Consider the following 13692-nt stretch of genomic DNA (forward strand, 5'->3'; position numbering starts at 1 on the left):
GGGCCGGTTCAGCTTGATGATAAACTCCCGGTTGGTCATTCCGGACAAGTGCAGCAACGCTGCGCGCTGATCCGGAACCCAGTATGTCAGCGCGAGTGACAGCGAGCACCTAAGCAAGTCAAGCATCTGAAATCATGAAAAAAGACGCGCCTCCGGCTCGAAGCAAGCGCTGGGTTCCGGCTCTGGCCATGGAGCTGCGCTGCAGACCGTCCGGAATGACCCCGTGAGTTTGTCAGCAGTCTGACCGGCACGCTCCGGAAGAGCAGGCCGGTTTTCTTTTGCCGGATATTCAGGCGGTTTCCACCTCGAAGCCGCGGGCCAGAAGCGTCTCGGGCGCCAGCAACCGCGCGGCGGGCTGCTCGAAACTCAGGCGCCCCCGCTTCATGCCCCAGCTCGGCCGGACGATCTCGGCAACAGCCTGGGCACCGGTCTGGGCGGGCAGGGCGACGAAGGTCGCCTCTTCGCCGACCGCGAGGGACCGGCTCCGGTTGATCAGTCGCCCGGGTGCCGACGTGACCATGTCGAAACAGGCTTCCAGCTCGGCCGCGGTGCTCAGCTGGTGCACGTTGGCAAACAGGTTTGCCATGCGCGTCAGGGAACAGTCGCCGTAGGGCGTGAACGGATTGAGCACATTGTTGGTGGCGACCGTGCAGCAGACACCTTCGGCATGAAAGACATGCGCCGGCGCAACACCACGCGGCACGAGATGGTCGTGATCGCGCCCCATCAGGAAGAGATCCGTTGCCGGCAACACCGTCAGGGCAATGCCCGCGTCCTTCATCAGCGAGACGCTGTCCGCAAGCCGGGATGGCGGCAGCGCGGACAGCTTGGTGACATGGCCGATGGCGACCCTGCCCTGCCAGTTGAACGCAACGGCCTGCCGCGCGATTTCGTCCAGGTGACGCCAGCCCGGATCGAGATCGAAATCGAGATGGAAATCCAGATCGACGTCGAAACGCGTTGCCATCTCGAACAGGATCCGGATCTGGGCATTCGGGTCGGTGTCGGTATAGGGACAGCCGCCCAGCACATCCGCGCCTCTTGAAAGCGCCTGCTCCAGCAGTTCCCCGGTGCCCGGATTGTTGGTCAGGCCTTCCTGCGGAAAGACACAGATCTGCAGGTCGAGCGCCCACGCAAAGTCCCGCTTCAACCGCATGACGGCCTCGAAACCGGTCAGGCCGATCCCGGGGTCGATCTCGACATGGGTGCGCATGGCGTTGGTGCCCTGGACAATGGCCTTTTCAAGAACCCTTGCACCCCGCTGGTAGACATCGTCCTGCGTGAAGCCCCTTTTCGCGGCCCCGACCGAGGCGATCGCTCCGGCCAGGGTGCCGGTCTCGTTGCGGCACCGGTCCAGGATGCAGGCCTTGTCCAGATGAATATGGCTTTCGACGAAACCCGGCGTCAGCAGGGCACCACTGCCTGCCACCGGACAGGCATCCGTCATCAGACCGGGTTCGATCGCCGCAATCAGGCCGTCGCGCACGAGCACATCGACACGGGGTTCGTGATCCGGCAGCCGGACATCGCGGATGACAAGCTCTCTCATGCCATGGCCTCCTTCACCTGCGTCTCGGGTTCACCGCCTCCCAGATAGGCGGCTGTCAGACGCGGGTCGGCCGCCAGCTCGCGCGCCGGGCCCTCGACCACGACCCTGCCCTGTTCCAGCACATAGGCGTAGTCCGCAACGGACAGCGCCATGGTCGCCATCTGGTCGACCAGCAGGATGGTCGTGCCCTCGTCACGCAGCTCTCCGAGGATGGTGTAGAGCTCGTTGACCATGGCCGGAGCCAGACCGAGAGACGGCTCGTCCAGCAGCAGGATTTCGGGTCGCGCCATGAGACCCCGGGCGATCGCCATCATCTGCTGTTCGCCGCCGGACAGCAGCCCGGCGCGGCTGTTGAGCCGGTCCTTCAGACGCGGGAACCGGTCCAGATGCGCGGCGATCTCGTCCGGAGACATGTCCTTGCGGCGCTTGTAGGCGCCGAGTTCGATATTCTCCAGCACCGTCAGTTCCGGAAACACCTGCCGCCCTTCCGGGACCAGCACAAGCCCGCGTTCGACCAGGTCATGCGGTGCCAGGTCGTGGACCGCGGCATCGTTCAGGATGATCCGGCCGCCGACCGGCCGGTGCAGACCCGAGAGCGCGGACAGGAAGGTTGATTTTCCGGCCCCGTTCGCCCCGAGCAGTGCCACCATCTCACCCGGCCGGACCCTTACCGAAACCTCGCTCAGAACCGGAGCCGCGCCATAGCCCGCAGTCAGCTTCAGGGTCGACAGGACGGGTGTTTCCACCGTCTCGAGCGGTGTAGCCCTCGGATGCGCCGAGGATGTCCCGTCCCCGAGATAGGCCGCAATGACCGTCTCGTCGGCCTGGATCACGGAGGGTGACCCGAACGCGATCGGCTTGCCCGCGTCCACCGCCTGGATACGGTCGGAAATGCCCATGACCAGGTCCATGTCATGCTCGACGAGCACCACTGCAATGCCGAGGCCCGCGATCCGGGACAGCAAACCGCCGAGCGCCTCCTTGTCGGCCCGCATCAGGCCCGCCGCGGGCTCGTCCAGCAGCAGGATCTCCGGCCGTGTCGCCAGCGCCCGGGCGATTTCGACAAGACGCCGGTCCACATGCGGCAGGTCCCCGGCCCGTTTTTCCAGGTCGCCCTCGTAGCCGCAATAGCGCAACAGGCCCGCGGCGCGCGTCAGGTTCACGGGAGACTGCGCATCCTTCCAGGGGTTGCCGAGCGCGCCCCGGGACAGACCGGAAACGACATTGGCAACGACGGTGAGGTTCTCGAACAACTTGGTCGTCTGGTAGGTCCGTGCCACACCATGACGTGCCACCGCATGCGCCGGCGCCCCGGCGAGGTCCTCGCCGCCCAGCAGGATCCGCCCTTCGGTGGGCGCATAAAAGCCGCTGACCATGTTGAGGATCGTGGTCTTTCCGGCTCCGTTGGGACCGATGATCGAGGTGACTTCGGCGGAGCGGATGGCCAGCGACACGGCGTCGACCGCACGCACGCCGCCGAAGGAAATGCCCAGTTTGTCGATTTCCAGCGCGACGCCCGACTTGTCCCGGCGCAGAAAAGCCTCGACTTCTGCGGCGCCATCGGCCGCAATCTCCCGGCTCCTCGCAGGGAACAGGGCGGAGACGGTTCCCACGATCCCGCGCGGCGCCAGAAGCAGCACGCCGATCAGCAGACCGCCGAAGAACAGGAGCCGGTATTCTGCCAGCCCGGACAGGAATTCCGGCAGGAGCACGGTCACCAGCGCCCCGGCCAGCGGACCGAGCACCGTGCCGGCGCCACCGATCAGGATCGCGAACAGGAACAGGATCGACTGCGAGAACGGAAAGTTGCTGGGCGCGATGAACATCATCAGCGGCGTGAACAGGCCTCCCGCCAGGCCCGCGGTCGCCGCCGCGATGACAAAGGCGGCGGACTTGACCACGAAGGGCCGGTAGCCGAGCGAGGATGCCGCGACTTCCGCGTCACGCATCCCGGTCATCGCCATGCCCCAGCTGCTGTCGGCGAGGCGGCGGAACAGGTAGAGCGACAGACCGGCCAGGGCGATTGCGAGCAGCACGAGATCCCGTTCGGAAAAGACATAGCCGCCGATCGCGGGCATGGGAAAGCCCATCAGGCCGTTCTGGCCGCCGGTCACTGTGCGCCACTCGACCGCGCCGTGTTCCACGATAAAGGCAAAGGCAATGGTCACCATGGCCAGGAACGGCCCGGCCATGCGCACGGCGGGAACGGCGAGCAGCCCCCCGGCGATGCCGGCAATGCCGGCGGACAGCGGCAGGGCCAGCCAGAAGGACAGCCCGGAGAGCGTTGCGATGCCGCAGGCATAGGCGCCAATGGCAAAGAAGCCGACCTGCCCCAGCGAGACCAGCCCGGTGAGGCCGTAAAGAACGTTGAGGCCCGCCCCCAAAATGGTTGTCAGCGCGACCAGGCCGATGACGAATTGCGTGTAGCCGCCTGTTGTCAGCGCCGCGGCCATGCCCGCCAGCGTCGCCACCAGGATCAGGATATCCAGCCCGAGGCGTTTGCCTGAAAATGACATCAGCGCCCCCTCAGACTTTCTTGACCGCGGGACGGCCGAACAGGCCATCCGGCTTCATCGTCAGCGCCAGGATCACAAGGGCGAAGACGACGATATAGGTGGAGGAGGAGCCGAGATAGGCGGTGACCAGCGCCTCGACCAGACCGTAGAGAAAACCGGCAAGCATCACGCCGGAGGCCGAGGTCATGCCGCCCAGGATGGCGACGGCAAAGGCCTTGAGACCAAAGAGCGTGCCCATGTCGGAATGAACGGAAAACAGGGGCGCGATCAGCAGCCCGGCACAGCCGGCCAGCATCGCGGAAATGGCGAAGGATCCGGAGATCATCATCGTGGTGTTGATGCCCATCAGCCGCGCGGCCTGCGTGTTCTGGACAACCGCCAGAAGCGCGCGCCCCTGCACGGTCTTGCGAAACAGGAAGTGAAGGGCCAGCGCAACGCCGATCGCGGCCGCGGGGATCAGCAGCTGCTGGGGATAGATGCCCGTGCCGGCGAATTGCCAGGCTGTCTCCACGAGCGGGGAGGACAGGGTCCGCGGCTCGTTTCCGAAGGAAAACAGGACCGCGTTGTCGAGGAAGATGCCACCGGCGACCGTCGCCATCAGCCAGGCCTCCGAACCGCGCGACACGAAAGGCCGAACAAGCAAGGCCTCAACCAGCATGCCGAAGAGCCCGCAGCACCCGATCGCCAGCGGATAGGCGAGCCACCAGGCCAGGCCCAGCCTTTCGGTAAAGACGAAACCCAGCACCGCGCCCAGCATCACCACGCTGCCCTGCGCGAAATTGACGGTGGACGAAACGGAATAGGTGATCTGGAAGCCGAGCGCGATCAGGCCATACATGCTGCCGAGGCCGATGCCGGTCACAAGGGCGGCGATCATCAGGGTCATGGGACATTTCCAAAACTGGACGGGCCGGTCCGGCCCGTCGGAGAACGGGCCTTCCGCACCGGAATGCGGAAGGCGGTTTCAGGTTGCCGTCAGTCCTTGATCGGAATGATTTCGCCCTCGACGAAATGCGCGAACACATAATCCTCGGGCGCAATGGCGTCCTGGTCCTCCGGTGAGAACGGATCCGTGTAGGTCTTGATCAGGCCCTCGATGTTCTCGATCTCGTACATGGCCTGGCGGATCGCCGGTCCCTCCGTGGTGCCCGCTTTCTCGATCGCGGCCGCCAGCAGCAGCATCGCGTCATAGGCGTTGGCGATCCCGGTCGCCGGGGTCACATCGGCCATGGTCTTGATCTCCGGGAAGGTTTCCTGGAGCTTGGCGAACATCGCCTCGCCCTTGGCGTCGCCTTCCGTGAAGAGATAGGTCTGGATGAAGTGCAGCTTCTCGCCGCTCTTGCCGGCCAGCTCGGTGAAGCGGCCACCCGCCGGTCCCCAATGCGAGGCCATCGGCACGTCCCAGCCCATGCGGTCAAGGGATTTGACCACCTGTGCCGTCGGCGCCACGTTCGCCACGACGAAGAGACCGTCGGCGCCGTTTTCCTTCAGCCGAGTCAGCTGCGGCACGACGTCGACATCGTTGCTTTCGAACTTCTCGATCCCGGCATGCTCCATGCCGCGCTTTTCCAGTGCCTTGGTCAGGCCCTTCTCGTTGGATTCGCCCCAGGGATTGTTGATCAGGATCATGCCCGGCTTCTTGGAGCCGTAGTTCGAGATCAGGTATTCGGTGATGGCCTCGTCGACATATTCATCCACCGCGGAAACCCGGAAGATGTAGTTTTCCTCTGCGCCGTTCTTGGTGATACCGGTCCCTGCGGCCCACGGACCGACAAAGGGCACCTTTGCCTGGTTGGCGAAGGGAACGATGGCGAAGGACACCGGCGTGTCCAGACCGCCGATCAGGGCGGCGACACCCTCGCGCTGGACGAGCTCACGCGCCGCAACCAGGCCCTTGCCCGGATTGCTCTCGTCGTCGCGGCTGACCAGTTCCAGCGGCTTTCCGAGAACACCGCCCTTTTCGTTGATTTCATCGATCGCGATGGTGAGGCCGCGCGTGATTGCCTGGCCTGATTTCGCGGATTGACCGCTCAGCGCTGCGACAAGACCGATCTTGATGGTGTCGGCGGCAAAGGCGGGCAGGCTGGTCGCGACGGCGAGACCGACAACGCCGGACATCAGGACGCGGCGGGTCACCTTCGGAAGAAATTGTGCAGACTTCATAACTGACTCCTCTGGTTGTCCGGACGTCACGTCCGAACGCCCTCTCTGAGCAAGGGGGATGCCAGAATCACAGACTATTATTATTTCAATGACTTATCGAATTTTCCGGCTCTGAGCGCCCTCGAAGCAATGCTGCATCGCCTAAATTGCATGCAATTTTTGCATACAAAATTTGCATGCAAAAAATCCTCCGTCCAATTAGTCTTGGGCCAGTCCAACCACGCAGTGAGAAAAAGACATGAGCACCGCAGACCCAATGTCCCTCGAGATACCTGCAGAAGCGCGGATCGTGCGGGACTACCTGGACGCCTCGATGAAGCCGGATCCGGACCTTGCGGCAACCTTCGTTGCCGACAACGTCGTCATCACCTTCACCGGAGGCCGCGTTTATGACCACCCGTCCGGTCCGACGGCCTTCAATGCGGGCCGCTACAGCTGGGTCAAGAAAAAGATGGACACGTTTGACGTCGCCGCAGGCGGCGGACGCACCGTGGTCTATTCGGTCGGCACGCTCTACGGCGAATGGCCCGACGGCACCCCGTTCGAAGGCAACCGCTATGTCGATCGCTTCGAGGTGGAAAACGGCAAGATCGTCAAGATGGATGTCTGGAACGACAGCGCCGAACGCATCCTGACGCGGATGGGGATCGAGGCCTGACCACAGCCGGCCGGAAAACTGTCAGCCGTCTTCCCGCACCGCGCGGACATAGGGCTCCAGGGCGTCCAGATAGAGCGACGGGCCCTCTGTCTCGGGCTTGATCAGCGCCCGGTCGGCAACCGCACCGAGATGGTGCCCCATCAGCTCGCGCGCGCGCGCTTCGTCGCCCGTCGACAGCGCCTCGATGATCTCCCGATGTTCCTGAATGCCGCAGTCGGTGGAATGGGGGCGCGAATAAAGCGCCAGCGTCAGGCCGCAGCGATAACCGATCTCTTCGACGTAGCGGATCAGGACGGGACTTTCGGTCAACTGGGCCAGCAAGATGTGGAATTCCGTCGCCAGGCGGATGGACACCGGCTCGGGTCCCGTTTCCGCGTCGATTTCCTTTTTCAGATGGGCGTTCAGACGCTCCAGGTGGTCCTGGGAGAAGTTCCGGATCAGCCGGCTGACGACCAGGTCCTCGATCTGGCTCCTGAGGTCGAAAAGATCGCGGGCTTCCTCCAGGCTCGGCGTGGCGACAACCGCGCCGCGGTTGCGCCTGAGCTCGACGAGCCCCTCCGCCGCCAGCCGTTCCAGAGCCTGGCGCACGATCGTCCGGCTCGATCCGAAGCGTTCGCCCAACGTGTCTTCTGGCAATTTCATGCCCGGCAGCAAGGCGCGCTCCAGAATGGCTGTGCGCAGGGCGGCGCAGATTTGCTCGGATCGGTTCATGGAAGATGCTGGTCTCGGATAATGACCTGACAACCAAAGCAAATCCAGCCCGGTTTGCCAAGCCTTCCGATCGGATCAGGAGCAGGTCACGAAGAGGATCTGAAATCGCGAAGCCAGTCTCCCGGCGCACGGGTCGGATGGTATTCCGCGCCGACAAGTCCCGAATAGGCGATCTGATCCAGAAGCCAGCGAATATCGACTTCGCCCCGGTCCGGTTCCGTCCGGTCGGGGACCGAGGCAATCTGGATATGCCCCACCAGATCTCCCAGCCCCTGCAAGGTCCTGACGTGATCCCCCTGCATGATCTGCATGTGGTAGACATCGTACATGATCCTGAGGGTCGGATGCCCGACCGCGGCGACAATCCGCCTGGCGTGATCCGTGCCCGTCAGGAAATAGCCGGGGACATCGCGCAGGTTCAACGGCTCGATCAGCATGGTGATCCCGTGACGCTCCGCCTGCTCGCAGGCAAAGCGGAGATTTTCGACAAAAATCCGCCCGGCTGCTTCGCCCTCGGCACGGCCTGCCATGACATGGACCGCCGACAGGCCTGCCCTCGCGGCATAGTCCACAGCCTCCGCGATGCCCGCGCGGGCCTCGTCTTCCCGCCCCGGGACCGCGGCAAGACCGAAGTCGCCGGCGTCTAGATTGCCGCGGCGGGTGTTGATTGAAACGCCCTGGATACCGCCTGCCGTCAAGGCCGCCCGCAATTGTTCCGGCGGGACATCATAGGGCCAGTGGAATTCGACGGCATCGAAGCCGTCCCGTGCCGCCGAAGCGATCCGGCCCGTGACGGGCTGATCCGCGTAGAGAAATCCAAGGTTGGCAGACACTCTCATCAACTCTCCCCCGGCTTCAACGAGATTTCGGGCACTGGTTGCCATGAACCCGGAATACCAGGGGGGTCCTGACGGATTGCCGCCCGATCGCAACGACTGGTCGGCGACAGGATCATGTCCCGGCACGCCGGAATGCTCAAGTTGTCCCTGAACGCGTCCGGACTCATCGATCTCACGCAATCCAGAAGGCATGGACCAGGACCCAGATCGACAACAGCATGACCGAAATCAGGAAATACCCGCGGTTCCAGACCCATCCCACGTGGGTCGTCCTGATCTCTCCGAAGCGTCCCACCAACATGTTCGTCGCGGTGAAGGGAGAGGTCAGGCCCGTCAGCGCCCATCCGCACAGCAAGGCGACCGCGAACGCCTGCGGGGTCAGTCCGAAGTCCGCGGCCGGCGGCAGGACCGGGGCGACAAGTGACATCGTCAGGATCGGATTTGCGCCGATCTGACCGAAGAGCGGCATGATCCACAACAGCCCCATGAGCAGCAACACGGGGCCTGTCTGCGTCACGTCGAGACCGGCGCTGCCCATCATCGGAACCAGCAGGGCCGCTCCCACCACACCGAGATACCCGGCACTCATGATCAGGAGCAGGTCGTTCCGGTAGAGAGGAACTTCGGAGTGGACATAGGCAAGCAGCCGGTCCGTAAACGCCCCCAGGTCCCGTGATTGGAGACAGATCCAGACGATCGAGATCACAGGGACGATCACCAGCACCGCGCCGACAACCCGGATGCCCAGAAGCAAATCAATCGTCAGGACGGGTACCAGCATGAGCCCAAGCAGGGCTGCCAGCGGTAACAGGACTCTCGGCCGCAAGCCCGATTCCCGACGCTGCGGAGCCGGCCGCGTCAGTTTTGGCTTGAACACCGTATCCATGGCCCATCCCGTTCCGAGCAGGATCGCGGAGGAAACCAGGCCCGGCAGGGCAACGGTCGCCCAGGTAAGACCGGGAATCGTCGAAACGGCCATCGCCGTCGAGAAAGCCATGGGCGACCAGGGGAGCGCGGAAATGAACCCGCGCTGGATCGCAAGCAGCATGCGGCGGATGCGAATCTTCCGTATCTCCGCATCCGGCTCCCGCCTGGCGCTCGCCAGGGACAGGGTCCCGAGAAGCTGGATCGCGCCGAAATTCAATAAAAGCGCAAAGACCTGTGTGCCGATTGTCAGGGAGATGTAGCGTTTACCGGGCGGTTGGGTGGCCAGGAAGGTTCCCGCACGCGTCATCGCTCCGGACGATCCGGCGGCAACACGCAGGATCGTCAGGGCGCTGAAGAAAGCCGCGAGGAAGCTGATATTGATAACGGCGCGTTCAAGGATTTCGGGCCAGTCGCTCCGGGACACGACAAGGGCGACCGTCAACGCCGTGCACACAGCGAGAAACAGTCTGCCGGTTCGCTGAGCGGAGATCGCAAGCAGGAAGACACATGCCGCCGTCCCGAGCATCAGCGGCCAGCGCACCCACAGGGCCCCGCTCCACTCCAGAATGGCCTGCAGGACAATCACGACAACGACCAGCCATCCGAATACGGGGTCAGGAATCCGCAGGACGCCCATATGGCAACACTCTCCAGATGGTTCGAAAATCAACGGCAGGCAACGGGCCGGGTCGGAGAGCCGAGACTATCGGTGCGGACAGGCGGGAGACAATCCTGCAAATCCAAATTCGACACGCAAACTTCCGCAGAACGTCAAAAAGCCCGCCGCACTTAGTGGACGGGCTTTTTTTTGATTTGGTTGCGGGAGCAGGATTTGAACCTGCGACCTTCAGGTTATGAGCCTGACGAGCTACCGGGCTGCTCCATCCCGCGTTATTCGTTTCATCAGAGGGTACCAGAGTATCCTCGAAGGGCCTTTTTTAGGCCCTTTTGTTTGTTTTGTTTGTCCTCGATCCTTTCGGATCTGCGGGCAAACGTGGGCTGCTCCATCTTGGGCAAGCCCTGGAATTTTTAGTGCCTTGGATGCTGCGCCGGTATGGGACAAGAGTTCCGAAGCGCAGCGAAGGCAAGCGCAAGTGCGCGCCGGCCATTTTTGGCCGCCCCCAAGAGCACAAATTCGGGAGGCCAGGGCGAAGCCCGGTACGGCCGTGAGCGCTATGTTGAAGAGGTTTCAAACTGCGATTAGCAGGCCTGGCGGCGACCTACTCTCCCACACCTTAAGATGCAGTACCATTGGCGCTGGGGAGTTTCACGGCCGAGTTCGGGATGGGATCGGGTGGGGGCTCCCCGCTGGGGCCACCAGGCCGGCGAAGCGCAGTTTTACGACGTAAAACTGGTTTGACTTGTGTCCTCACGGTTGAGCGGGCCTTTGGCCCTAACCTCCGGACGGGGCGCGCGAGCGCGCGGCGGCCGGTCGGCCTTGCGGACCTTAAGGTCCGGGCTCTTTTCCCTTTCGGGTCAGGAGCCAGAAGGCTTTGAGAACACTGGTCTTTTCTTAAATATCGATGACCTGGTTCTGGCACGTTCCGGAGCTTTGCTCCGCAAGCGCAAGTGCGCGCCGGCCGGTCAGGCCGCGTGGTTCGCAGGACAGGCCCGGCAGGGCCGGTACGTCCGTGAGAACAAAACCGATCAGATTGAAGCCTTTGGCTTCAAGATAAGCATTGATTAATGAGAGCAATCAAGCCGAACGAGCTATTAGTAAAGCTAAGCTTCATGCATTGCTGCACTTCCACACGCTTCCTATCGACGTGGTGGTCTTCCACGGCTCTTCAGGGAGAACTCGTTTTGAGGTGGGTTTCCCGCTTAGATGCTTTCAGCGGTTATCCCTTCCGTACATAGCTACCCTGCAATGCGGCTGGCGCCACAACAGGTCCACCAGAGGTACGTCCATCCCGGTCCTCTCGTACTAGGGACAGATCCTCTCAATTCTCCTACACCCACGGCAGATAGGGACCGAACTGTCTCGCGACGTTCTGAACCCAACTCACGTACCACTTTAATTGGCGAACAGCCAAACCCTTGGGACCTGCTCCAGCCCCAGGATGTGATGAGTCGACATCGAGGTGCCAAACAATGCCGTCGATATGGACTCTTGGGCATCATCAGCCTGTTATCCCCGGCGTACCTTTTATCCGTTGAGCGATGGCCCTTCCACGAGGGACCACCGGATCACTATGGCCGACTTTCGTCTCTGCTCGACTTGTCAGTCTCGCAGTCAGGCAGGCTTATGCCATTGCACTCAACGAGCGATTTCCGACCGCTCTGAGCCCACCTTCGCGCGCCTCCGTTACCATTTGGGAGGCGACCGCCCCAGTCAAACTACCCGCCACACACGGTCCCGGATATTGTTGTACCGCGGTTAGATATCCATGACGACAAGGGTGGTATTTCAAGGGTGACTCCACAAGAGCTGGCGCCCTTGCTTCGACGTCTACCACCTATCCTACACATGTCGTGACGAATACCAGTGTGAAGCTGTAGTAAAGGTGCACGGGGTCTTTCCGTCTGACCGCAGGAACCCCGCATCTTCACGGGGAATTCAATTTCACTGAGTCTATGCTGGAGACAGCGGGGAAGTCGTTACGCCATTCGTGCAGGTCGGAACTTACCCGACAAGGAATTTCGCTACCTTAGGACCGTTATAGTTACGGCCGCCGTTTACTGGGGCTTCAATTCGGTGCTTGCACACCTCCTCTTAACCTTCCAGCACCGGGCAGGCGTCAGACCCTATACGTCGCCTTGCGGCTTCGCAGAGCCCTGTGTTTTTGATAAACAGTCGCCACCCCCTGGTCTGTGCCACCCCAATCCGGTTGCCCGAACTGAGGTCTCCCTTCTCGCGAACTTACGGGAGCATTTTGCCGAGTTCCTTCAGCATAGTTCTCTCAAGCGCCTTGGTATGCTCTACCAGTCCACCTGTGTCGGTTTCGGGTACGGTTTATACGGTGGAGCTATTTCCTGGAACACCTTCGCTGCACCCCCAATCCAATAAGGAGATACAACACACGGCATCCGTCACTACCACCAAGCTGCAGAATATTAACTGCATTCCCATCGACTACGCCTTTCGGCCTCGCCTTAGGGGCCGGCTAACCCTGCGCCGATTAGCGTTGCGCAGGAACCCTTGGACTTTCGGCGAGCGGGTCTCTCACCCGCTTTATCGTTACTCATGTCAGCATTCGCACTTCTGATATCTCCAGGAGCCCTCGCGGGTCTCCCTTCGCAGACTTACAGAACGCTCCGCTACCGCGCATCTTAAAGATGCACCCGCAGTTTCGGTGTATGGCTTGAGCCCCGGTACATTTTCGGCGCGGAACCCCTTATTTAGACCAGTGAGCTGTTACGCTTTCTTTAAATGATGGCTGCTTCTAAGCCAACATCCTGGTTGTTTTGGGAGTTCTACATCCTTTCCCACTTAGCCATAACTTAGGGACCTTAACTGGCGGTCAGGGTTGTTTCCCTCTCCACAATGGACGTTAGCACCCACTGTGTGTCTGCCGGATAGTACTTCTCGGTATTCGGAGTTTGGTTAGGATCAGTAAGGCGGTAAGCCCCCATAGCCCATCCAGTGCTCTACCCCCGAGAGTATTCATCCGACGCTCTACCTAAATAGATTTCGCGGAGAACCAGCTATTTCCGAGTTTGATTGGCCTTTCACCCCTAGCCACAGCTCATCCCCGACTTTTTCAACAGGCGTGGGTTCGGTCCTCCAGTGCGTGTTACCGCACCTTCAACCTGGCCATGGCTAGATCACTCGGTTTCGGGTCTAATCCAACGAACTAAGCGCCCTATTCAGACTCGCTTTCGCTGCGCATACACCTATCGGCTTAAGCTTGCTCGTTAAATTAAGTCGCTGACCCATTATACAAAAGGTACGCTGTCAGGCACGAAGCCCTCCAACTGATTGTAGGCATCCGGTTTCAGGAACTGTTTCACTCCCCTCGTCGGGGTACTTTTCACCTTTCCCTCACGGTACTTGTTCGCTATCGGTCGACAAGGAGTACTTAGGCTTGGAGGGTGGTCCCCCCACGTTCAGACAGGATTTCACGTGTCCCGCCCTACTCGAGGACTATAAAGTTTTCTACCCGTAAGGGGCTATCACCCACTAAGGCCCGACTTTCCAGACGGTTCCGGTTCTTACTCTATAGCCACTGGCCTGGTCCGCGTTCGCTCGCCACTACTAGCGGAGTCTCGGTTGATGTCCTTTCCTCCGGGTACTTAGATGTTTCAGTTCCCCGGGTTTGCTCCCTTGCGGGTACTCCATACGGAGTGGGTTGCCCCATTCGGAAATTCACGGATCAAAGCTTATTCGCA

General features: G+C 61.6%; 8 protein-coding genes, 1 tRNA gene and 2 rRNA genes (1 of these 11 running past the window's edge). 1 reads left to right on the plus strand and 10 read right to left on the minus strand.

What is annotated here, in order from left to right:
• Positions 1-289 precede the first annotated feature (289 nt).
• The 4 genes from O6760_RS06645 to O6760_RS06660 all read right to left on the minus strand — a co-directional run bounded on the left by O6760_RS06645 (position 290) and on the right by O6760_RS06660 (position 6228).
• Positions 290-1549: an amidohydrolase family protein gene (locus tag O6760_RS06645; RefSeq protein WP_269584704.1), complete on the minus strand. Its 1260-nt coding sequence runs from the start codon at positions 1547-1549 to the stop codon at positions 290-292.
• Positions 1546-4065: a branched-chain amino acid ABC transporter ATP-binding protein/permease gene (locus O6760_RS06650; protein ID WP_269584705.1), complete on the minus strand. Its 2520-nt coding sequence runs from the start codon at positions 4063-4065 to the stop codon at positions 1546-1548. Before O6760_RS06650 ends, O6760_RS06645 begins: the two co-directional genes overlap by 4 nt.
• A gap of 10 nt (positions 4066-4075) precedes the next feature.
• Positions 4076-4945 carry a branched-chain amino acid ABC transporter permease gene (locus tag O6760_RS06655; protein WP_269586223.1) on the minus strand — a complete coding sequence of 290 codons (870 nt, stop codon included), beginning with the start codon at positions 4943-4945 and terminating at the stop codon, positions 4076-4078.
• 95 nt (positions 4946-5040) lie between these two features.
• A complete protein-coding gene (locus tag O6760_RS06660; RefSeq protein WP_269584706.1) occupies positions 5041-6228 on the minus strand; it encodes an ABC transporter substrate-binding protein in 1188 nt (395 codons plus the stop codon).
• Between the two features lie 238 nt (positions 6229-6466).
• Between O6760_RS06660 and O6760_RS06665 the strand changes: the two genes are divergently transcribed.
• Positions 6467-6886, plus strand: a complete 420-nt coding sequence (locus O6760_RS06665; RefSeq protein ID WP_269584707.1) for a nuclear transport factor 2 family protein — start codon at positions 6467-6469, stop codon at positions 6884-6886.
• 21 nt (positions 6887-6907) lie between these two features.
• Here the strand turns inward: O6760_RS06665 and O6760_RS06670 are convergent, their stop codons facing one another.
• From O6760_RS06670 to O6760_RS06695, 6 genes are all read right to left on the minus strand, one after another.
• The gene (locus O6760_RS06670; protein WP_269584708.1) at positions 6908-7597 is read right to left on the minus strand and encodes a GntR family transcriptional regulator; all 690 of its coding nucleotides are present in this window, start codon (positions 7595-7597) and stop codon (positions 6908-6910) included.
• Positions 7598-7683: 86 nt separating this feature from the next.
• On the minus strand, positions 7684-8436 hold the full coding sequence (locus O6760_RS06675; RefSeq protein WP_269584709.1) for a hydroxypyruvate isomerase family protein: 753 nt from the start codon (positions 8434-8436) through the stop codon (positions 7684-7686).
• A 172-nt stretch (positions 8437-8608) separates the two neighbouring features.
• A complete protein-coding gene (locus O6760_RS06680) occupies positions 8609-10000 on the minus strand; it encodes a hypothetical protein (protein WP_269584710.1) in 1392 nt (463 codons plus the stop codon).
• 177 nt (positions 10001-10177) lie between these two features.
• Positions 10178-10254: transfer RNA gene (locus tag O6760_RS06685), tRNA-Met, on the minus strand.
• Positions 10255-10570: 316 nt separating this feature from the next.
• Positions 10571-10685, minus strand: a 5S ribosomal RNA gene (rrf, locus tag O6760_RS06690).
• Between the two features lie 370 nt (positions 10686-11055).
• A 23S ribosomal RNA gene (locus O6760_RS06695) occupies positions 11056-13692 on the minus strand (it continues 87 nt past the right edge of the window).

The sequence above is a fragment of the Roseibium sp. Sym1 genome (genome assembly GCF_027359675.1).
GTDB lineage: Bacteria > Pseudomonadota > Alphaproteobacteria > Rhizobiales > Stappiaceae > Roseibium.

Coding starts and splice junctions, on each gene's coding strand:
- O6760_RS06645 (WP_269584704.1), bottom strand. CDS start 1,549: ATGAGAGAGCTTGTCATCCGCGATGTCCGGCTGCCGGATCACGAACCC.
- O6760_RS06650 (WP_269584705.1), bottom strand. CDS start 4,065: ATGTCATTTTCAGGCAAACGCCTCGGGCTGGATATCCTGATCCTGGTG.
- O6760_RS06660 (WP_269584706.1), bottom strand. CDS start 6,228: ATGAAGTCTGCACAATTTCTTCCGAAGGTGACCCGCCGCGTCCTGATG.
- O6760_RS06665 (WP_269584707.1), top strand. CDS start 6,467: ATGAGCACCGCAGACCCAATGTCCCTCGAGATACCTGCAGAAGCGCGG.
- O6760_RS06670 (WP_269584708.1), bottom strand. CDS start 7,597: ATGAACCGATCCGAGCAAATCTGCGCCGCCCTGCGCACAGCCATTCTG.
- O6760_RS06675 (WP_269584709.1), bottom strand. CDS start 8,436: ATGAGAGTGTCTGCCAACCTTGGATTTCTCTACGCGGATCAGCCCGTC.
- O6760_RS06680 (WP_269584710.1), bottom strand. CDS start 10,000: ATGGGCGTCCTGCGGATTCCTGACCCCGTATTCGGATGGCTGGTCGTT.